This is a genomic window from Paracoccus lutimaris (assembly GCF_003337565.1).
GTDB classification, from domain to species: domain Bacteria; phylum Pseudomonadota; class Alphaproteobacteria; order Rhodobacterales; family Rhodobacteraceae; genus Paracoccus; species Paracoccus lutimaris.
The window spans coordinates 152,610-173,164 of record NZ_QPJL01000005.1 but is presented as its reverse complement, the minus strand read 5'-3'; the positions used below and the strand labels follow the sequence as shown (position 1 = coordinate 173,164).

The 20,555-nt window shown below is 66.2% G+C and carries 23 protein-coding genes; 8 read left to right on the top strand and 15 right to left on the bottom strand.

Annotated features, from left to right (window positions below; genetic code table 11):
- Positions 1 to 32: 32 nt before the first annotated feature.
- From DFP89_RS06945 to DFP89_RS06930, 4 genes are all read left to right on the top strand, one after another.
- Positions 33 to 1,244 (top strand): hypothetical protein, encoded by a 1,212-nt coding sequence (locus DFP89_RS06945; protein WP_147273282.1) that lies wholly within the window; start codon positions 33 to 35, stop codon positions 1,242 to 1,244.
- A 101-nt stretch (positions 1,245 to 1,345) separates the two neighbouring features.
- Positions 1,346 to 4,006, top strand: coding sequence for an alanine--tRNA ligase (alaS, locus tag DFP89_RS06940; RefSeq protein ID WP_114348696.1), 2,661 nt, complete (start codon positions 1,346 to 1,348; stop codon positions 4,004 to 4,006).
- Positions 4,003 to 4,293, top strand: a complete 291-nt coding sequence (locus tag DFP89_RS06935; RefSeq protein ID WP_114348695.1) for a DUF1330 domain-containing protein — start codon at positions 4,003 to 4,005, stop codon at positions 4,291 to 4,293. Before alaS ends, DFP89_RS06935 begins: the two co-directional genes overlap by 4 nt.
- Before the next feature lie 66 nt (positions 4,294 to 4,359).
- Positions 4,360 to 5,154 carry a class II glutamine amidotransferase gene (locus tag DFP89_RS06930; protein WP_114348694.1) on the top strand — a complete coding sequence of 265 codons (795 nt, stop codon included), beginning with the start codon at positions 4,360 to 4,362 and terminating at the stop codon, positions 5,152 to 5,154.
- 106 nt (positions 5,155 to 5,260) lie between these two features.
- On the opposite strand, the gene ureG is transcribed toward DFP89_RS06930, so the two are convergent.
- The 11 genes from ureG to DFP89_RS06875 form a co-directional block, all read right to left on the bottom strand.
- Positions 5,261 to 5,887 carry an urease accessory protein UreG gene (gene ureG, locus DFP89_RS06925; protein ID WP_114348693.1) on the bottom strand — a complete coding sequence of 209 codons (627 nt, stop codon included), beginning with the start codon at positions 5,885 to 5,887 and terminating at the stop codon, positions 5,261 to 5,263.
- Positions 5,884 to 6,519 (bottom strand): urease accessory protein UreF, encoded by a 636-nt coding sequence (locus DFP89_RS06920; RefSeq protein WP_114348692.1) that lies wholly within the window; start codon positions 6,517 to 6,519, stop codon positions 5,884 to 5,886. The genes ureG and DFP89_RS06920 overlap by 4 nt, the downstream gene beginning before the upstream one ends.
- Entirely contained in the window at positions 6,516 to 6,992 is a 477-nt protein-coding gene (locus DFP89_RS06915) for an urease accessory protein UreE (protein WP_245948615.1), read from the bottom strand. Before DFP89_RS06915 ends, DFP89_RS06920 begins: the two co-directional genes overlap by 4 nt.
- A gap of 25 nt (positions 6,993 to 7,017) precedes the next feature.
- A complete protein-coding gene (locus DFP89_RS06910) occupies positions 7,018 to 7,236 on the bottom strand; it encodes a hypothetical protein (protein ID WP_114348691.1) in 219 nt (72 codons plus the stop codon).
- A gap of 110 nt (positions 7,237 to 7,346) precedes the next feature.
- Positions 7,347 to 9,047 carry an urease subunit alpha gene (ureC, locus tag DFP89_RS06905; RefSeq protein WP_114348690.1) on the bottom strand — a complete coding sequence of 567 codons (1,701 nt, stop codon included), beginning with the start codon at positions 9,045 to 9,047 and terminating at the stop codon, positions 7,347 to 7,349.
- Positions 9,048 to 9,446 (bottom strand): carboxymuconolactone decarboxylase family protein, encoded by a 399-nt coding sequence (locus tag DFP89_RS06900; protein WP_114348689.1) that lies wholly within the window; start codon positions 9,444 to 9,446, stop codon positions 9,048 to 9,050.
- A complete protein-coding gene (locus DFP89_RS06895; protein WP_114348688.1) occupies positions 9,446 to 10,261 on the bottom strand; it encodes a cyclase family protein in 816 nt (271 codons plus the stop codon). Before DFP89_RS06895 ends, DFP89_RS06900 begins: the two co-directional genes overlap by 1 nt.
- Positions 10,243 to 10,602, bottom strand: coding sequence for an urease subunit beta (locus tag DFP89_RS06890; protein ID WP_114348687.1), 360 nt, complete (start codon positions 10,600 to 10,602; stop codon positions 10,243 to 10,245). The genes DFP89_RS06895 and DFP89_RS06890 overlap by 19 nt, the downstream gene beginning before the upstream one ends.
- Complete coding sequence (locus DFP89_RS06885) at positions 10,599 to 10,802, bottom strand: hypothetical protein (RefSeq protein WP_114348686.1); 204 nt, start codon at positions 10,800 to 10,802, stop codon at positions 10,599 to 10,601. Before DFP89_RS06885 ends, DFP89_RS06890 begins: the two co-directional genes overlap by 4 nt.
- 21 nt (positions 10,803 to 10,823) lie before the next feature.
- Entirely contained in the window at positions 10,824 to 11,126 is a 303-nt protein-coding gene (locus DFP89_RS06880; RefSeq protein WP_114348685.1) for an urease subunit gamma, read from the bottom strand.
- Positions 11,127 to 11,141: 15 nt separating this feature from the next.
- The gene (locus tag DFP89_RS06875; RefSeq protein ID WP_114348684.1) at positions 11,142 to 11,951 is read right to left on the bottom strand and encodes an urease accessory protein UreD; all 810 of its coding nucleotides are present in this window, start codon (positions 11,949 to 11,951) and stop codon (positions 11,142 to 11,144) included.
- 199 nt (positions 11,952 to 12,150) lie between these two features.
- Here DFP89_RS06875 and DFP89_RS06870 point away from each other — a divergent pair, with 199 nt between their 5' ends.
- From DFP89_RS06870 to DFP89_RS06855, 4 genes are read left to right on the top strand one after another with little or no spacing between them, the layout of a single operon-like run.
- Positions 12,151 to 13,443 carry an adenylosuccinate synthase gene (locus DFP89_RS06870; RefSeq protein WP_114348683.1) on the top strand — a complete coding sequence of 431 codons (1,293 nt, stop codon included), beginning with the start codon at positions 12,151 to 12,153 and terminating at the stop codon, positions 13,441 to 13,443.
- A gap of 4 nt (positions 13,444 to 13,447) precedes the next feature.
- A complete protein-coding gene (locus tag DFP89_RS06865) occupies positions 13,448 to 14,059 on the top strand; it encodes an NAD(P)H-dependent oxidoreductase (protein ID WP_114348682.1) in 612 nt (203 codons plus the stop codon).
- Positions 14,056 to 14,274 carry a DUF2842 domain-containing protein gene (locus DFP89_RS06860; protein ID WP_114348681.1) on the top strand — a complete coding sequence of 73 codons (219 nt, stop codon included), beginning with the start codon at positions 14,056 to 14,058 and terminating at the stop codon, positions 14,272 to 14,274. Before DFP89_RS06865 ends, DFP89_RS06860 begins: the two co-directional genes overlap by 4 nt.
- Entirely contained in the window at positions 14,271 to 14,915 is a 645-nt protein-coding gene (locus DFP89_RS06855; protein ID WP_114348680.1) for a thiamine diphosphokinase, read from the top strand. Before DFP89_RS06860 ends, DFP89_RS06855 begins: the two co-directional genes overlap by 4 nt.
- A gap of 44 nt (positions 14,916 to 14,959) precedes the next feature.
- Here the strand turns inward: DFP89_RS06855 and DFP89_RS06850 are convergent, their stop codons facing one another.
- From DFP89_RS06850 to DFP89_RS06835, 4 genes are all read right to left on the bottom strand, one after another.
- Complete coding sequence (locus tag DFP89_RS06850; RefSeq protein WP_114348679.1) at positions 14,960 to 15,940, bottom strand: ABC transporter permease; 981 nt, start codon at positions 15,938 to 15,940, stop codon at positions 14,960 to 14,962.
- Positions 15,933 to 16,940 carry an ABC transporter permease gene (locus DFP89_RS06845; RefSeq protein WP_114348678.1) on the bottom strand — a complete coding sequence of 336 codons (1,008 nt, stop codon included), beginning with the start codon at positions 16,938 to 16,940 and terminating at the stop codon, positions 15,933 to 15,935. Before DFP89_RS06845 ends, DFP89_RS06850 begins: the two co-directional genes overlap by 8 nt.
- Before the next feature lie 25 nt (positions 16,941 to 16,965).
- Positions 16,966 to 18,678 (bottom strand): peptide ABC transporter substrate-binding protein, encoded by a 1,713-nt coding sequence (locus DFP89_RS06840; RefSeq protein WP_114348677.1) that lies wholly within the window; start codon positions 18,676 to 18,678, stop codon positions 16,966 to 16,968.
- A gap of 69 nt (positions 18,679 to 18,747) precedes the next feature.
- Entirely contained in the window at positions 18,748 to 20,448 is a 1,701-nt protein-coding gene (locus DFP89_RS06835) for a peptide ABC transporter substrate-binding protein (RefSeq protein ID WP_114348676.1), read from the bottom strand.
- Positions 20,449 to 20,555 lie beyond the last annotated feature (107 nt).

The window sequence follows — 20,555 nt, the reverse complement described above, 5'->3', positions numbered from 1 at the left end:
CGTTGCCCCCTCGGCTGCATGAGGGGGTAGGTTTGCGAGTTCCTGTTATTTCCGCCATCACGCTGGCGGCCGCATGGATGGCCGCCGCGCCGGCATTGGCCGAACTGCGCCAGTTCGGCAATGTCATCTTTCCGACCGTGCCCGGCTGGTCCGATCCGGGCGGGGACGGTCATGTCTCGATGGTCTCGGACCTGCCGGATGACCGCTGCGAATTCTGCCGCATCATGGTCGGTCCCGGCGAGACGGCGCGTGGCAGCCTGACCAGCTGGCTGACCCGCAACCGCTATGCCTTCATCGACGAGGACGACCGCGAGGGCTTCGACATCCTGCAGCCCGCCGAGGCCAGCACGCTGGGCGCGCGCGAGGCGGCGATGATGGCGATGAGCGACGGCAGCGAGATGCTGTTTCTGATCGCGATCCGCGCCGGACCGGAATTCGCGCTGACCGGCTTTCGGACCTATTCCAGAGACCCGGAACTGGTCGAGGATAACCTCAAGGTCATGACCGGCACCTTCCTGCCGTGGCTGTCGCTGCTGCGGTTCCGCTCGGAGGGCGCGCCGTCTCTTTTGCCAGCCCCCAGCCCTGGCGGGATGGACGGGCTGTGGTGGGGCACGCGCATGGACACGGTCATGGGCATGGACATGATGGTGCGGATGGAAACCAGCCACCGCCGGATCATGTTCTGGTCTGACGGCACATTCTTCGAGGGCACGCCGCCACAGGGCACCGCCATTCCCGACCGTGCGGCGCTGGAAAAGGCGCTGCTGACCGAATGGGGGAACTATACCGAAAAGGGCGACAGCATCGTGCTGAGCTTCATCGACGGCCATAACGAAGTGCTGGAGGGTGACGGCGAAAGCTGGTCGGGCTGGGGCTATGACATGTATCCCGTCACGCCGCTGGCGGATGGCACCCGGCTGGATGGCAGCATTTCCTCGATGTTCTATACGGGTTTCGTGCCCAATAGCGGCGTCACGGGCGGGGTGTCGTCGTCAAGCCAGACGATATTCTATCCCGACGGGCGCTATAGCGGCAGCAGCTCGGGCGGCGTCTTTGGCAGCTTCGACAGCGGCGGCGGCTATGCCATCAGCAACGGCGACGAGGATGGCGGCACCTATGAGATCCGCGACGGGCTGGTCATCTTCCGCCCCGGGAATGGCGATCCGCGCCGGGCCATGGCGGTGTTCCGCTCGGGCGAGCATGTGCTGATCGGCGACCAGTTTCTTGAGGGAACAGCCCGCTGAGCCCCAACCGCGCGCCGCGTCCGACGCTTGTGCTTGTCGGCGCCGCCCGGCGCTGATATTCCCCGATCTCGCCCGCCCCCATGCCCAGCCGAGGCCCGATCATGCCCAGTTTGAACGAAATCCGCTCGACCTTCCTTGATTTCTTTGATCGGAACGGTCACCGCAAGGTCGCCTCCAGCCCGCTGGTGCCGAGGAACGACCCGACCTTGATGTTCGCGAACTCCGGCATGGTGCAGTTCAAGAACCTGTTCACCGGGGTCGAGACGCGCGACTACAAGCGCGCCACCACGGCGCAGAAATGCGTGCGCGCCGGCGGCAAGCACAATGACCTCGACAATGTCGGCTATACCGCGCGCCACCATACCTTCTTTGAAATGCTGGGGAATTTCAGCTTTGGCGACTATTTCAAAAGCGACGCCATCCCCTTTGCATGGGAGCTGCTGACCAAGGATTTCGGCATCCCCAAGGACAAGCTGCTGGTCACCGTCTATCACACCGATGACGAGGCGGCGAACCTGTGGAAAAAGGTCGCGGGCCTGACCGATGACCGCATCATCCGCATTCCGACCGACGACAATTTCTGGCGCATGGGCCCAACCGGCCCCTGCGGCCCCTGCACCGAGATCTTCTATGATCACGGCGATCATATCTGGGGCGGCCCGCCCGGCTCGCCCGATGAGGATGGTGATCGCTTCATCGAGATCTGGAACCTCGTCTTCATGCAGTTCGAGCAGTTCGAGGACGGCTCGATGCGCGATCTGGACATGCAGTCCATCGACACCGGCATGGGGCTGGAGCGGATCGGCGCGCTGCTGCAGGGCAAGCATGACAATTACGACACCGACCTGATGCGCGCCCTGATCGAGGCCTCGGCACATGCGACCTCAAGCGACCCGGACGGGCCGGGCAAGGTCCATCACCGCGTCATCGCCGATCACCTGCGCTCGACCAGTTTTCTGATCGCGGACGGGGTCATGCCCTCGAACGAGGGGCGCGGCTATGTGCTGCGCCGCATCATGCGCCGCGCCATGCGCCATGCCCATATGCTGGGCGCCAAGGACCCGGTCATGTTCCGTCTGGTCCCGGCGCTGGTGCGCCAGATGGGCGAGGCTTACCCCGAGCTTGGCCGCGCCCAGCCGCTGATCGAGGAAACCCTGAAGCTTGAGGAAACCCGCTTCAAGCAGACGCTGGATCGCGGCCTGCGGCTTCTGGACGATGAGCTTGGCAAGCTGCCCGAAGGCGCGAACCTGCCCGGCGAGGCCGCCTTCAAGCTTTACGACACTTACGGCTTCCCGCTGGACCTGACCCAGGACGCGCTGCGCGAGCAGGGCCGCGCGGTCGACACCGCCGGTTTCGACACCGCCATGGCCGAACAGAAGGCCAAGGCGCGTGCCGCATGGGCCGGCTCGGGCGAGACCAAGGACGCCGCGATCTGGTTCGATCTGGCCGAACAGCACGGCGCGACCGAGTTCCTTGGCTATGACACCGAGGAAGCCGAGGGCCAGATACTGTCGCTTGTGCAGGACGGTGCCGCCGTCGAACAGGCGGGGCAGGGTCAGCAGGTCCAGATCGTCGTGAACCAGACGCCGTTCTATGCCGAATCCGGCGGTCAGGTCGGCGATACCGGCTTGATCAAGACCGAAACCGGCGCCGCCCGCGTCACCGACACCCGCAAATCCGGCGGGTTGTTCGTGCATGTGGCCGAGGTCACGCTGGGCACGATCTCGCGCGGGCAGGGCGCGCAACTGTCGGTCGATCACGACCGCCGCAGCACGATCCGCGCCAATCACTCGGCCACCCACCTGCTGCACGAGGCGCTGCGCCGCGCGCTTGGCGAACATGTCGCGCAGCGCGGCTCGCTGAACGCGCCCGACCGTCTGCGCTTCGACTTCAGCCATTCCAAGGCGATGACGCCCGAGGAGCTGGCGCAGGTCGAGGCCGAGGTGAACGGCTATATCCGCCAGAACACCCCGGTCGAGACCCGGATCATGACCCCCGACGATGCCCGCGCGCTGGGGGCGCAGGCGCTGTTTGGCGAAAAATATGGCGATGAGGTGCGCGTGGTCTCGATGGGCGAGCAGCCCGGCTCGGGCAAGGGCGCCAATGGCCAGACCTATTCGCTGGAACTGTGCGGCGGCACCCATGTCGCCCGCACCGGCGATATCGGCATGTTCGCCCTGACCGCCGAGACCGCCTCGGCCGCCGGCATCCGCCGGATCGAGGCGCTGACCGGGCAGGCCGCGATGGCGGAGCTGCGCCGCGTGGATGGCGAGCTCAGCGAAATCGCCGGTATCCTCAAGGCGCAATCGGGCGATGTGGTGAATAAGGTCCGCGCGCTTGCCGATGAACGCAAGGCGCTGGCCAATGAGGTCGCGGCGCTGAAACGCCAGCTCGCCATGGGCGGCGGCGGGGCCGAGGACGCGCCGAAGGAAATCGGCGGCATCAAGCTGATCGCCCGCCGCGTTGATGGCGTCTCGGGCAAGGATCTGGCGCCGCTGGTCGAGGAAATGAAGCAGCGTCTGGGTTCCGGTGCGGTCGTCGTGCTGACCGAGGCCGACGGCAAGGCCACGGTCGCGGCCGGCGTGACGCCGGACCTGACCGCGCGCCTCACCGCCGTGGAACTGGTGCAGGCGGCCACCGCCGCGCTTGGCGGCAAGGGCGGCGGTGGCCGTCCCGACCGTGCGCAGGGCGGCGCGCCCAGCCTTGCAGCCGCCGATGCGGCGATCGCCGCCATCGAGGCGCTGATCGGGGCCAAGGCATGAGTGCGCTTTGGATCGCGCATGTGAATGTCACCGACCCCGAGGCTTATGGCCGCTATGCGCAGGCGGCCGGCCCGGTGATCGCGGCGCATGGCGGGGTGTTTCTGGCCCGCGCCTCGCGCTATGTGCAGCTGGAAGGCAATGACCGCGCCCGCAATGTCGTGGCGCGCTTTCCCAGCGTCGAACATGCGGTGGCCTGCTACAACTCGCCCGAATATCAGGCGGCGCTGGACCATGCCCGCGACGCGGCCGAGCGCGATCTGGTCGTGGTCGAGGAAAATCCTGCCTGAAAGCAGGGGATGATTTGTTAAGCTTTTCGTGCTAAGCCAAGGAAAACGCACGAACGGGGGTAGGTTATGTGTCGCTGGGCAGCCTATATCGGCAGTCCTATTTTTCTTGAGGATGTGATCTGCCTGCCCGGGCATTCACTGGTGCGGCAAAGCCATGGCGCGACGCGCTGCCACACGCCGATCAATGCCGACGGTTTCGGCATGGCCTGGTATGGCGAACGCTCCGATCCGGGGCTTTACCGCGACATCATGCCGGCCTGGTCCGACAGCAACCTGAAAAGTCTGACCGCCACGCTGAAATCGCATCTGTTTCTGGCGCATGTGCGGGCCTCGACCGGGACCGCGACCAGCCGCAACAATTGCCACCCCTTCGCGGTCGGCCGCTGGAGCTTCATGCATAACGGCCAGTTTGGCGGCTATGACCAGTATCGACGCCATGCCGATGCACTGATTCCGGACGACTATTACCCGTATCGCAAGGGCGCCACCGACAGCGAAGCGCTGTTCCTGATGGCGCTGGCCGAGGGGCTGGATCACGATCCCGCAGGCGCCATGGCCCGCGCCACCGCGCAATTCGAGGCACTTGCCCGCCAGCGCGGCACCGCGCCCTATGTGCGGCTGACGGCGGCCTTTTCCGATGGCGAACGCCTTTATGCGCTGCGCTATGCCAGCGACGAATTCGCGCCGACGCTCTATCACCGCTGGTCCGAGGCACGCGGTGGCCGCGCCGTGGTCTCGGAGCCGCTGGAACAGGACGAGGTCGACTGGCTCGAGGTGCCGGCACAAAGCTTCTGCATCTTTCAGGGCCGCGACGTGACCATCCAGCCCTTCCTGCCCGACGCCGCCCGCGCCGCCGCCTGACCGGGCGCACGTCCCCCACGCGCGCCCCTGTGGCTTTCTTCTTCACTCAAATATCCAAAACGCAACGCCGCAACCGGCGAAACGCTCCCGGTTCAGGACGGACAGCTCAGCCGGGATCGCGCGGAACCAGCCCGCCCTCGCGGATCAGGAAATCGACGATCTGGTCGATACCCTTCCCATGGCGCAATTGCGCCATGACCAGCGGTCGCACCCCCCGCGCCGCGCGGGCATCCTGTTCCAGCAGCACTGGATCGACCCCGACATGGGGCGCCAGATCGGTCTTGTTCACGACCAGCAGATCGGATCTTGCCAGCCCCGGCCCGCGCTTGCGCGGAATATCCTGCCCGGCGGCGGTGTCGATCACATAGATGCTCAGATCCGCCAGTTCCGGGCTGAAGGTCGCGGCCAGATTGTCGCCGCCGGATTCGATCAGGATCAGTTCCAGATCCGGATGGGCAGCGCGCAGATCGGCTACGGCGGCCAGGTTGATGCTCGCATCCTCGCGGATGGCGGTATGCGGGCAGCCGCCCGTCTCGACGCCGCGGATACGGTCCATGGGCAGGACCTGCGCACGCATCAGGGCCTCGGCATCCTCGCGGGTATAGATGTCATTGGTGATGACCGCCATCGACAGGCGCGGTGCCAGCGCGCGGGCCAGTTGCTCGGTCAGGGTGGTCTTGCCGGCGCCGACGGGGCCGCCGATACCGACGCGAAGGGGGCCATTCTGGCTCATGTGCGAAATATCCTCACATCCAGGGTTTCGTGACGCATGGCGGCCAGATCGGCGCCGAAGCAGCCGGTTTCCAGCGCCTCGGGACCGGCCATGGCTGCGCGGGCCGCGGTTCTCGCGATCAGCGGATGCAGCCCGGCCAGCGCCCGCTGCGCTTGCGCCTGACCCAAAGGCAGAAAACGCGTCGCGGCAGAGATCAGATTGCCAGCAAAGCCATGCAGATAATGGCCGATGATTTCGGGGGCGGGCAGGTCCAGCCGGCGGGCCGCCAGCCCGACGGCGACGGGCAGGGGATGGGCGGCGACCCGGGTCCCCTCCAGCGCCGAGACGGTGGCGGCAAAGGCACGGCCCTGATCCATGGTCTCGGCCAGCCGCTCGGCGGAACCGGCCATGGCGCGGGCAAGATCCGCCAGATCGGACGCCTCTCTGCCGCGCAGGGTCAGGGACAGGATCACCGCATCGGTCCAGCCGCCGCCGCGATCCAGCACGTCGGCGACCCAGCCGGCGACGGCGTCGGCATCCCGCAGCCCCTCGGACATGGCCTGCTCCAGCCCGTGCGAATAGGCAAAGCCCCCGGTCGGAAAGGCCGGGGACAGCCATTGGATCAGGGAAAGGCGGTCCAGCGCCGCCATCAATGCGGGTGAAATCCGTGGTCATGGCCCATGGTGCGGCCATGACCGTATGCGCCGCCCTCGGGGGCAAAGGCGGCCATGGTCGGGGTGACGGTCGCGCCAAGGCCGCGCAGCATCCCCTCCAGCACATGATCGGCGCGGATCAGCAGGTGATCCGCCGCGATCTGGCAGGGGGTGTGGCGGTTCCCGATATGCCAGGCCAGACGCGGCAGCGGGCCGGTGACGCGCAGGCAGGGCTCCAGCGCCGCCTTGACGCCGATCAGGCGCCCGTCCTCAAGCCGCAGGGCATCGCCGGGATCAAGGCTGACGGTTTCCGCCAGATCGACCAGAAAGGACAGGCCCGCGCCCGAGGTCAGGCGCTTGCGGCGCAGGAACCGCCCTTCATAGTCCAGCACCACCCAATCCGTGGCCGGGGTCGCGTGCAGGACAGTGGTGGCGCGCGGCAGGGTCAGGGTCAATGTCGGGGACGCGTTCATGGCCGCGCCCCCGCCCGGACGCCCGTCAGACCCAGAGCAGGTCGCGAAAGACGTAATGCACGATGCGGTCGCGGGTGATGCCCAGCTTTGCCAGCTCTTCGTCCGATTTCGCGTCCATGGCCGCGATTTCGGCCTGACGCGAGCTGGTCTCGATATAGGCGTTCAGTCCCTGGCCCAGCCGGGCGAAAAACGCGTCCATGCGGTCGCGCAACGAGATCGAGAGGTTGGTGGATTGGATAGCCATTGGAAACCCTTTCGGTATTGGCGAACGGTTTCCTCCCTTGCCGGTCAGTATGGGTCATATCTGCTGTCATTTCCATGCCAATTTCTGCAATGCAGCATTGCGGTGAGGGGTCAAAACAGGAAATATCGTTGCGCCAGAGGCAGTTCGGTCGCGGGTTGGCAGGCCAGCAATTCGCCATCGGCGCGCACTTCATAGGTCTCGGGATCGACCTCGATCCTGGGCGTGGTGCTGTTCAGCACCATGTCGGCCTTGCCGATATGGCGGGTGTTGCGGATGGCGACGGCGGTTTTCATCAACCCGTCGCCCGCGCCCGCATCCAGCCCCGCCTGACTGAGAAACGTCACGCTTGATGCCTGCCGCGCCCGTCCCATTGCCCCCCACATCGGCCGCATATAGATCGGCTGCACCGGGATCGAGCCGTTCGGGTCGCCCATCTGCGCCCAGGCGATCATGCCGCCGACCAGAACCATTTCAGGCTTTGCGCCAAACATCGCCGGGTCCCAGATCACCAGATCGGCGCGCTTGCCCCGTTCGATCGAGCCGATCTCATGCGCGACCCCATGTGCGATGGCAGGGTTGATCGTGTATTTGGCGACATAGCGCCGCGCGCGCAGATTGTCGTTCGGCCCGGTCTCGCCCGCCAGCCGGCCGCGCTGGACCTTCATCTTGTGGGCGGTTTGCCAGGTGCGGGTGATGACCTCGCCCACCCGGCCCATGGCCTGACTGTCGGACGAAATCACCGAGAAGGCGCCGATGTCATGCAGGATATCCTCGGCGGCGATGGTCTCGCGGCGGATGCGGCTTTCGGCAAAGGCCACATCCTCGGGGACGCGCCGGTCAAGGTGATGGCAGACCATCAGCATGTCCAGATGCTCCTCGACCGTATTGGCGGTAAAGGGCCGCGTCGGGTTGGTGGAGCTGGGGATGACGTGATCTGCGCCGACCAGCCGGATGATATCGGGGGCATGGCCGCCGCCCGCGCCTTCGGTGTGAAAGGCGTGGATGGTGCGTCCCCGGATCGCGGCCAGCGTGTTTTCGACAAAGCCGGATTCGTTCAGCGTATCGGTATGGATCGTCACCTGCACATCCATCGCATCGGCGACCGTCAGGCAGCAGGCGATGGCGGCGGGGGTGGTGCCCCAATCCTCGTGCAGCTTCAGCGTCGCGGCACCGGCGCGGACCATTTCCTCCAGCGCCTCGGGGGTCGAGGCATTGCCCTTGGCCGAGATCAGCATGTTCACCGGCACGCTGTCCATCGCCATCAGCATCCGCCCGATATGCCATGGCCCCGGCGTGCAGGTCGTGGCCAGCGTACCATGCGCGGGGCCGGTGCCGCCGCCCAGCATGGTGGTGATGCCGGATGCGATGGCGTCCTCGACCTGCTGGGGGCAGATGAAGTGGATATGCGCATCCATGCCGCCGGCGGTGACGATGCGGCCCTCGGCGGCGATGATCTCGGTGCCGGGGCCGATGATCAGGGTGACGCCGGGCTGGGTGTCGGGATTTCCAGCCTTGCCGATGCCATGGATGCGCCCGTCGCGCAGCCCGATATCGGCCTTGTAGATGCCGGAATGGTCAAGGATCAGCGCATTGGTGATGACCGTGTCCATGGCGCCCCCCGCGCGGCTGATCTGGGACTGGCCCATGCCGTCGCGGATGACCTTGCCGCCGCCGAATTTCACCTCTTCGCCATAGGTGGTCAGGTCGCGTTCCACCTGAATGATGATCTCGGTGTCGCCCAGACGGATGCGGTCCCCGGTGGTGGGGCCATACATCTGGGCATATTCGGCGCGCGGGATGGTCAGGGGCATTCAACTCTCCTGAAAGCGGTCGTCGGTGGGCACTTGCAAGGCGGTGGCCAGCGCGTTGGTCTGGCTGGCCATGGCGATCACGGCCAGCAATTCGGCATGCTGGGCGGGCGTCATGCCCTTGGCGCGCGCGGCTGCCGTGTGGGAATGGATGCAATAGGCGCAGCCATTCGCGGTCGAGACGGCCAGATAGACCAGCTCTTTGACCAGAGGATCCAGCGCGCCGGGTGCCATGACCGTCGACAGCCGGTCCCATGTCGCCGTCAAAAGCGCCGGGTCATGGGCCAGCGCGCGCCAGAAATTGTTGACGTAATCCGTGTCGCGGGCGGCGCGGATGCGGTCAAAGACGGCCCGGCTTTCGGGGGCCGCGTCCTCGTCTGACAGCAAGGGAACCGTCGCCATCAGATCACCGCCATGACGCGGGCCGGGCCGCCGGTGCCGCGCGCATGCTTGGGCGCGCCGACAAAGATCGTGGCGCCGGTGGCGGGCAGTTGACCCACATTGGCCAGATTCTCGATGCCATAGCGCCCGCCGGGCAACCAGGAATAATGCACGGCGAAATCGGCCGAGTTGCCGGGGTCCAAGGACAGCGTGTCGCTGGCGATGGCCGCGACATTCATCCCCGCCAAAAGGTCGGTCGCGGATTTCGCGAAGCCCGGAAAGGCGAACTTGCCATCCGGCGTATTGCGGAATTCGGGGGTTCCAACCTTGGCGCCCCAGCCCGAATTCATCGCGACGCAAGCGCCTGCCGGGATCTCGCCATGGGCGCTGATCCAGGCCTCGACGTCGCTGGCCTCCAGCATGGCATTGGCATCGTCTTTGGCCTTGGCGCTGATGTCGATGACGCAAAGCGGACAGATCAGCGATTCCGGCGCCAGTTCCGCGACCGAGGCGCCATCCTTGGAAAAATGCAGCGGCGCGTCGATATGGGTGCCGGAATGTTCGAATATGGTCAGCTTCCACAGCTGATAGCCGGAAGTGTCGAAATTCACCGCCTCTTCATAGGCGATGCCGGGCGCGCCGTCGAAGGTCGGGAATTTCTCGTCCAGCACATGGGTCAGGTCGAGGACCTTGCCCTGTGCCTGCGCAAGCGCCGGCCGCGCGCTCAGCGCACCCATGGCGACGGCGGCGGCGCCGGTCGCGGCGGCCCCCGCGAAAAGCTGGCGGCGGCTCAGCATGGAGTGTTTGACGCTTTCGATCAGGCAGGCATTGCACATGGTTGATCTCCTGTTGCGCCGGAGGGGTCCGGCCGGTCCAATGCTCCCATGACCTTGCCGTTGAAGCCAAAGACTTTTCGTGCCCCCTGATAGGGGATCAGCCGCACCTCGCGCCGCTGGCCCGGCTCGAACCGCATGGCGGTGCCCGAGGCGATATCCAGACGCATGCCCCGTGCCGCAGCGCGGTCGAAATCCAGCCCCGGATTGGTCTCGGCGAAGTGGTAATGGCTGCCGACCTGAACCGGGCGGTCGCCGGTATTGGCGACCATCAGCGTGATCGCCGCGCGCTCCGCGTTCAGGGTGATGTCCCCATCCGCCGGAAAGATTTCGCCGGGGATCATGGCCGCGCCCGGCGGCGATGGCGCAGGACGATGGTCAGCGTCAGCAGGACCAGCGCCCCGGCGGCGGCCCCCAGAATGATGCCCAGATGATCGGCGTGACTTGCGGCGTGATGCAGCCCCTCGGGCGTGGGGGCAATGTCATGGCCGGGATGGGCAAGGACCGCGCCGGGCAGCAGCACAAGCGGGATCAGGCGTGTCATCTGGCGTTTCATGGGGACCTTTCAGCGGATGGGATCATGGACGGTGACCAGCTTGGTGCCGTCCGGGAAGGTGGCCTCGACCTGCACGGCATGGATCATCTCGGGGATGCCGGACATGCATTGGTCGCGGGTGATGACATGGGCGCCGGCCTCCATCAGATCGGCGACGCTGCGGCCGTCGCGGGCGCCCTCGACCACGAAATCGGAAATCAGCGCGATGGCCTCGGGGTGGTTCAGCCTGACGCCGCGCGCCAGCCGGGCGCGGGCCACCATGGCCGCGACCGAGATCAGCAGCTTGTCCTTTTCACGCGGGCTCAGGTTCATTGCATCCTCATTCGTTCAGATCTGCCAGACGCGGGGCAGGGGGCCGGGGCGGATGGCCCGGATCAGCCGCATCAGCGCCTGCCGCAAGGGCCAGCCGTCATCCGCCATCAGCCGCGCCACCAGCTTGCCGTCAAAGGCGCTGGCCGCGCCCAGATTTCCCAGCGCCGCACGGGCGGGCGCCAGCCGGTCGGCGGCGTCCGGCGCCACCAGCACCAGCGTGGCAAGGGCGCGCGCCCCCGCAAGTGTCGCGGGACGGTCGCGCCCGTTCAACGCGGCATCGTCCAGCCTCAGGTTCTCGACGAATATGGGCCGCCCGTCGCGGGTGATGCGGCGGCGCTCGCTCAGGTCCAGGTGCCGGACGACCTCGCCCATGGCGGCGCGGCCCAGGATCAGCGTCTCGACCCACAGGCAGGTGGCGTCGCCCTCCAGCGCGATGTCCTGTTCGCGATGTAGTGCGGCGCGGTCAAACAGGATGGTTTCCTGCGGCAGCAGGTCCAGATGCCCGCCCGCGCCGACCTGAAACCGCGCCGAGACCCGCGCCCGCCCGCTGGTCGAGCGATAGGCGCGCTCGGCGGTCTGGGTCGTCACCACCAGCGCCGTTCCGGGGTCTTGCGTGACCGTGATCTTCATCCGGTCGCCGCCGGTCAGCCCGCCCGAGGTGTTCAAAAGCACCATCTCGCAGCCCGGGGCGGGGGGCAGCATCGCCTTGGCGCTGCCGGACTGGAACAGCCGCAGCCGCCGCGTGACGCCTCCCGCCAGCCCGAAATCGGCGCGGATGCGGCCTTGGGCGCGGGGCAGTTCGGCGGGAATGGTCTGGTGCAGCATAGGGTCCTCTTTACCGGCAGCATCGGCAAAGCGCCGCGCCACCCGCAAGCCATGGCCCCGCCAAAACGTCAGCCATCCCGCATCTGCCCAAATTCCGGGCGCCCTGCGCATTTCGCGGGCGTGACCGAATGCGCTTTCCCCCAAGGGCTTGGGCCATTATACCGTTTGCGGCATTCATGACCGCGGGAAGGGAACCAATATGGCCAATGTGGTGGTCGTCGGCGCGCAATGGGGCGACGAAGGCAAGGGCAAGATCGTGGACTGGCTCAGCGAGCGCGCCGATGTGATCGCGCGCTTTCAGGGAGGTCATAACGCCGGCCACACGCTGGTCATCGGCAATCAGGTCTACAAGCTGTCGCTGCTGCCCTCGGGCATCGTGCGCAAGGGCAAGATGGCGGTCATCGGCAATGGCGTCGTGCTGGACCCCTGGGCGCTGTTTTCCGAAATCGACAAGCTCGCCGGGCAGGGCGTCGAAATCAGCCCCGAGAACCTGATGATCGCGGAAAACACGCCGCTGATTCTGCCGCTGCATCAGGATCTGGACCGGCTGCGCGAAGAGGCCGCGGGTGCCTCGAAAATCGGCACCACCGGGCGCGGCATCGGCCCCGCCTATGAGGACAAGGTCGGCCGCCGCACCATCCGCGTCGCCGATCTGGGCGACGAGGAGACGCTGGATTCGCGTCTTGACCGCCTGCTGGCCCATCACGACGCGCTGCGTCAGGGCCTTGGCGCCGCCCCCATCGACCGGGCCGAGCTGCGCGCGAAGCTTCTGGAGATCGCGCCGAAGCTTCTGCAATACGCCCAGCCCGTCTGGAAGGTGATGAACGATTACCGCAAGGCCGGCAAACGCATCCTGTTCGAGGGCGCGCAGGGCAGCCTGCTGGACATCGACTTCGGCACCTATCCCTATGTCACCAGCTCGACCACCATGTCGGGGATGGCCGCGACCGGCACCGGCATGGGCCCCTCGGCCATCGGCTTCGTCCTTGGCATCGTCAAGGCCTATACGACCCGCGTCGGCGAAGGCCCCTTCCCCAGCGAACTCTTCGACGAGGACGGCCAGCGTCTGGGCGAACGTGGCCATGAATTCGGCACCGTCACCGGCCGCAAGCGCCGCTGCGGCTGGTTCGATGCGGTGCTGGTGCGCCAGACCTGTGCGATTTCCGGCGTGAACGGCATTGCGCTGACCAAGCTGGACGTGCTGGACGGCTTCAAGACGCTGAAAATCTGCACCGGCTATGAAATCGACGGCGTGCTTTACGACCACCTGCCCACGGCGGCGGCGCTGCAAGCCAAGGTCAAGCCGATCTATGAGGAAATGCCGGGCTGGCAGGAATCGACCGCCGGCGCGCGCAGCTGGGCCGACCTGCCTGCCGAGGCGATCAAATATGTCCGCCGCATCGAGGAACTGATCCAGTGCCCGGTCGCGCTGCTGTCAACCTCGCCCGAGCGTGACGACACCATCCTCGTGACCGACCCCTTCGCGGACTAGGGGGATGGGGCGGCGTTTCCTGCTGATCGATGGCCATCCCGATGCCGAAAGGCTGTCGGGGCATCTTCTGGACCTCTATCAGCAAGCGCTGCCCGTCGGCACCACGCTGGACCGCATCGCCATCCGCGATCTGGATTTCGATCCGGACCTTGCCCGCGGCTATGTCGATATTCCGCCGCTGGAACCCGATCTGGCGCGGGCCCTGGACCTGATCGAGGCATGCGACCATCTGGTTCTTGCCTTCCCGCTGTGGTGGGGGGCGGAGCCGGCGGGGCTCAAGGGCTTCTGGGACCGGGCCTTGCTGCCCCGGCGCGCGTTTCGCTATCACGACCGGGACCCGTGGTGGGACCGGCTGCTGGCGGGACGCTCGGCGGATCTTCTGGTGAGCATGGACACGCCGCCCGCCTATCTGCGGCTGGCCTATTTCGACCCGCTGGGCTGGCGCTATCGCCGGCAGGTGCTGGGCTTCGTGGGCTTTTCGCCGATCCGGCTGCATTATTTCGGCCCCATCCGCCGTGGCGGGGCGGAACGCGGCCTGCCCGGATGGCAGGCCCGCATTACCCGCGCGGCCGATCGCGCCACAACCACCCGCCCCCGCAAAAGGATTCTCGGATGAGCATGGATGTGAAATCCCGCAAACGCTGGTCGCTGGTCATCCTTCTGGTGGGCCTGCCGCTGTATCTGGCGGCAGCATGGTTCATCACCGGCCTGATCTATGACCATTGGGGGCGGATGCCGCTACTGCTGGAATTTGTGATCTATGTCGGGCTGGGGATCATCTGGATCCTGCCCTTCCGCAAGATATTCTCCGGCATCGGCAAGGCCGAATGACCCGTCTGGCCAGTCGCCAGCCGGTGACGCTGATCGGCGGCGCCCCCCTCGACCCTGACGATCTGACGCAGGCGCTGAGCTTGGCGCCGGTCGTCGCGGCCGCCGATGGCGGGGCCGACACGGCCTTGGCGAACGGGCTGGTGCCGCAGGCGGTCTGGGGCGATTTCGACAGCATCTCGGCCCGTGCCCGCGCCGAAATCCCGCCCGGAAACCTGCATCCCGTCACCGAACAGGACAGCACCGATTTCGAGAAATGCCTGTCGCGCATCGACGCGCCCCTGGTCATCGCCGTGGGCTTTGCCGGCGCCCGCCACGACCATTTTCTGGCGGCGCTTTCAACGCTGTCGCGCCGGATCGGCCCGCCCTGCATCCTGATCGCGGCCGAGGACATCATCACCCTCTGCCCGCCCGAGATCGCCCTTGACCTGCCCCCGGGCACAAGGCTCTCGCTGTTCCCGATGGGCCCGGCCAGCGGCTATGCGCAGGGCCTGAAATGGCCCATCGACGGCCTCGATTTTGCACCCGATGCCCGCATCGGCACCTCGAACGCAGCGACCGGCCCGGTCCTTTTGCAGACCGAGGGACCGATGCTGCTGATCCTGCCCCGCGCGCATCTGGTGACACTCGCCCGCGCGCTCTGAACCACTTTCTTCTTCACTCAAATATCCATGCGGCGGTGACGCAATCACCGCCCGCGAATGCGGGGATCCATCGCGTCCCGCAGCCCGTCGCCGATATAGTTCACCGACAGAACCGTCAGCGAAATGAACGCGCCCGGCAGGATCACCCGCCACGGATATTGCTGCATCTGGTCCACCGCATCGAACAGCAACCGTCCCCAGGTCGGGAAATCCGGCGGAAACCCCAGCCCGAGAAAGGACAGCGCGCTTTCGGTGATGATCGCTGTCGCGATCCCCAGCGTCGCCGCCACCATGATCGGCGAGATCACATTGGGCAGCACATGACGCAGGATCATGCGCGGCGCGGGCGTGCCGATGGATTTCGCCGCCAGAATGAACTCGCGCTCTTTCAGGCCCAGAACATCGCCCCTGACGATCCGCGCCGTCTGCATCCACGAGGTCACGCCGATGGCCGAGACGATCAGCAGAAAGGTCCCGCCCGCCGGCCCCAGCTTCTGGCCCAGAGGCTCGCGAAACAGCGTCACCATCAGCAACAGCAAGGGCAGCAGCGGCAGCGCCAGAAACAGCTCGGTCAGCCGCATCAGCGGCGCGTCCAGCCGCTTGAAATAGCCCGAGACGACCCCGATCAGGCTGCCCAGCGTCAGCGCGATCGACATCGCGACCAGCCCCACCGCGATCGAGACCCGCCCCCCCGTCATCATCCGCGCCAGCATGTCCCGGCCCAGCTGGTCGGTGCCCAGGGGATGGGCCATGCTGAAGCCCTGATTGCGGGCGCGGTAATCGACAAAGGTCGGATCGATGGTCCAGAGCCATGGCCCGATGGCGACGAACAGGATGATGCTGACAAACAGCACCAGCGCCACCATGGCGCCGCGATGGCTGCGAAACTGCCGCCAGACATCGCGCCACTGGCTGCGGGCAGGGGCGCCGGCCTCGACCGGATTTGCGGGCGGCAGTGCTTCGGCGCCGGGGGCCGCGGCATTCGAGGCGGTTTCCTCGACCAACAGATCGCTGGGTTCAGTCATAGCGGATCCTCGGGTCAAGCACGCCGTAAAGCAGGTCGGCGATCAGCGTGAAGCTGACGATCAGGATGGCAAAGATGAAGGTCAGGGTCATCACCATGGGAATGTCATTGGCATGGATCGCAAGGATCAGCAGCTGGCCGATGCCGTTCACCTTGAAGACCTGCTCGGTGATCAGCGCGCCGCCAAAGACCACCGGCAGCCCCAGCGCGATCACGGTGACCACCGGGATCAGCGAGTTGCGCAGGACGTGCTTCAGCACCACCGTACGCTCCGACAGGCCCTTGGCGCGGGCGGTGCGCACATAGTCCTGGCGCAGGTTGTCCAGCATCGAGGCGCGCATGAAGCGGCTGATCTGCGCAGCGTTGTAAAGCGCCAGCACAGTGACCGGCATCACCATCTGGCGCACCTGCATGACAAAGCTGTCCCAGTCGGTGACCCGCAGCGTGGTGTCATAGATCGACGGGAACCATTGCAGCTTGATCCCGAAGATGATGATGAACACCACCCCGGTAAAGAAGGTCGGCAGCGAAAACCCGACCATCGACACGAAGGTGCCGATCTGGTCGAACCAGCTGTATTGCCGATAGGCCGAGATGATCCCGATCGGGATCGCGATCAGCACCCCCAGCAGATAGGACATGCCGACGACGGTCAGCGTCTGCGGCAGGCGCTGGGCGATCACGTCGAAAACCGGGCTGCGCGACTGAAAGCTGATGATGCGCTGCTGGCCGGCGCTGAACGAGGTGCCGAAAATCTGGTCGCACCAGTAAAGCGGCTCGACCCAGAAGAACTGCTTCAGCCACAGGACATAGCGGATATACCAGGCCTGCCCCAGCCCCAGCGCCTCGCGCATGCGTTCCTTGACCTCGGGGGGGACGGTCAGGGGCACCTCGCCCAGGGGGTCGCCCGGCGATGCCTCAAGCAGCAGGAAGATCACCAGCGAGATGAACAAAAGCGTCGGAATCGCCAGCAGGATCCGGCGCAGGGCGAATGTCAGCATGGGGCCTCCGGTATCCTTGGTCGCATCATTTCACGCGGCTCCAGTCGGCGACGTTCCACAACTGCCCCTCCCAGCCATTCGGGACGATGCCCGAAAGCGTGTTCACATGGGCCGAGACCATGCCGCGATGGATCAGCGGCAGCGCATAATTGCCGTCCCCGACCAACTGCGCATCCAGCTTTCTGGCAAACTGCTGGCGCTGCGCCAGATCCCCGGTGGCATGCAGTTCGGTGATGCCGGCATCATAGCCCGCGTCGCAGAAACGCGGCGTATTGTTGCCCTGCCATTGCGTTTCGGGGGTCGGGATGCGGTCGCAGGTGAACTTGCTCAGGAATGATGCCGGGTCGGGCAGGTAATAGGCGTCGGTATACATTTCGACATCGGCATAGAACTTGGTCTGGGTGTCGGGATTGCCCGGATCCGCGCCAAAGAACGAGGCGCCGTCCACGGCCTTGAGTTCCGTCTCGACGCCGATTTCCGACCACCATTGCTTGACCAGCGCCTGTTCGTCCTGACGCACCGGGTTCACCGTGGTCTGGAACAGCAGCGCCAGCCGGGTGCCGTCCTTGGCGCGGATGCCATCCGGCCCCGGAACCCAGCCGGCCTGATCCAGCAGGGCGCGCGCCCCCTCCAGATCCTGGGTCAGGCAGGCCGGGGCTTCGGGGGCATAGGCCTCGGGCATGGGCAGGATGGTGCAGGTGGCCTTGCCGGCGGGGCCATAGGCCAGCTCGGCGATGATCTGGCGGTCGATGGCCATGGACAGCGCCTTGCGCACCGCCGGATCGGTCAGGAAGGGATGCGGATGCTTGACGGTCGAACGCTCGCCCTCGGGCAGTTCAGGCGAGGGGTTCGTCTGGTTCAGGTCGATCCGCTCGACCATCGAGCCAAAGCTCGCGACCACGCGGCCCTTGCCTGCGGCCTCCATCGCCGAGACGGCTTCGGGCGGCAGTTGCAGGTTCCAGGCGAAATCATATTCGGCGCTTTCCAGCACGGCGCGGGCCGCGGCCATGGCATCGCCGCCGCCCTTGACGGTCACCCGCGCGAAGGCGGGTTTCGCGGCGTCGCGGTAATTCGGGTTCAGCTCGAACTGGGCGACATCGCCGGGGCGGAAATCCGCGACCTTATAGGGGCCGGTGCCAAGCGGGCCGAAATTCTGCGCCGTGCAGCTGACCCCCGCCGCGCCCTTGCAGGCGGCGAATTGCGCCTTTTGCAGGATCGGGGTGCGGCCGCCGACAAAGGCCTGCAAGGGGGCAAAACGGGGCGCGTCGAAATTCAGCCGCACCGTCTGCGCGTCCAGCACCTCGGCGCCGGTAATGCCCTCGAATTCCTGCAGGACCGCACAGCCAAAGGCCGGGTCCATGCAATATTCGGCGGTGAATTTCACGTCCTCGGCGGTGACCGGGCTGCCATCGGACCACAACAGGCCGGGCTTCAGCTTCCATGTGACCGCGCTGTAATCGGCCGCGATGCCGCCGTTTTCAAGGCTGGGGATCTCGGCCGCCAGAACCGGGGTCAGGCTGCCATCGGGGGCGACCTGCGCCAAGGGCTCGATCACCATCGAGGCCGGATCGACATCTTTGGCCCCGGTCGAAAGATAGGGGTTCAGGACCGTCGGCGCCTGCCAGTAAAGCACGCGCAATTCGCCATCCGCGCCGCGTTCGGCAAGGGCGGGGGCGGTCAGGGCGGTCAAAGGCAGCGCGGCCAGTGCCAGCGCCGAGGCGGTCGGTCCAAGGGTCATGGCAGTCTTTTCCCGGTGCAAGAGAAAACCGGGCCGGCCCCGCATGGGGGACCGGCCCGGCCAGTGTCGTTACTTCACGCGATGCCAGTCGGCCACGTTCCACAGCTCGGTGTCCCATGCGTTCAGCTGGACGCCGCCAAGGCTGTTGGCATGGGCCGAGGCGGTGCCGCGATAGATCAGCGGGATGATCGCGTCGCTGTCCTTGGTCACCATGTCGTTCATGCGCTTGCCCATGGCGCCGCGCTCGACCGGGTCGACGATGGCGCCGAGTTCCCCCACCAGCTTGTCATATTCCGGGTCGCAATAGCGGCTGGTGTTTTCGCCCTGCCACTGGTTGTCCGGCCCCGGTGCCTTGTCGCAGGTGTTCTTGGCCAGATAGGGCTCGGCATTGTTGCCCTCGAAGAAGTTCGCATACATCTCGATATCGGCATAGAAACGCTGCAGCGTGTCGGGCGAGCCCGCGTCAGAGCCAAAGAAGACCGAGCCGTCGATGGTCTTGAGTTCCGTCTCGACGCCGATTTCCTGCCACCATTGCTTGATCAGCGCCTGAAAGTCCTGCCGCACCGCGTTGACCGAGGTCTGGAAGACCAGCTTCAGCCGCTTGCCGTCCTTTTCGCGGATGCCGTCCGAGCCGGGCACCCAGCCCGCCTCGTCCAGCAGCTTGCGCGCGCCGTCCATGTCCTGTGTCAGGCAGGCGGTGTTGTCCGAGGCCCAGGCCTCGGGCGCGGGCACCACGTTGCAGGTGGGTTTGCCGGCCTGGCCGTAGCCGACCTCGGCCAGAAGCTGGCGGTCGATGGCGATGGACAGCGCCTTGCGCACCTTGGCGTCCGACAGGATCGGGTGCGGATGCTTGATGGTCGAACGCTCGCCCTCGGGCAGGTCAACCGAAGGGTCGCTCAGGTTGACGACCATGCGCTCGACCAGCGTGCCAAAGGCCACCGACAGCTTGCCCAGCCCCTTGGCCTCCATACCCTGAATGACATCGGGGGCAAGCTGGGTGTTCCAAGCATAGTCGAATTCGCCGGTTTCCAGAACCGAGCGCGCCGCCGCCGCCGCATCGCCGCCGCCCTTGATGGTCAGCGTGGCGAATGCGGGCTTGGCCGGGTCGCGATATTCGCCATTCGCGGCATAGCTGATGACGTCATTGGTGCGGAACTCGACCACCTTGAAGGGGCCGGTGCCGATCGGGCCGAAATTCTGCTCGGTGCAGGTCGGCGCGGCCTCGCCGATGCATTTCTCGAACTGCGCCTTTTGCAGGATCGGCGACTGGCCGCCCACAAAGGCCGAAAAGGGATCGGGGCGCGGCGCGGCGAAGCTGACCTTGACGGTCAGGTCGTCCACTGCCTCGACCTTTTCGATGCCCTCGAATTTCGCCAGCTGCGCGCAGCCGCCCTTGGGGTCCATGCAGTAATTGGCGGTGAAGACCACGTCTGCGGCGGTCAGCGCGCTGCCATCCGACCATTTCAGCCCCGGCTGCAATTTCCAGGTCACCGATTTCAGGTCCTCGGCGATGCCGCCGTTTTCCAGCGAGGGCACCTCGGCGGCCAGCCGGGCCACCACCTTGCCGGTCGGGTCGAAATTGGCCAGCGGCTCAAGCGACATGCTGGCGGCGATGATGTCCTTGGTCCCCGAGGACAGATACGGGTTCATGGTCGAGGGCGCCTGCCACAGGATGACATTCACCTGCCCGTCGGCGCCGCGCTCGGCAAATGCCGCCGGGGCCATGGCAAGGGTCGCCACCGCGCCCATCATCAGCGTTTTCAGTTTCATCATTAACTCCTGTTGGAAGGGTTCCGTGATTCGCGGGCAGGGGCCTTATGGGCCGGGCTTGCTGTGGAACCTCTCGGTTATTGCCGTGTCGGCGGTATCTCCGCCCG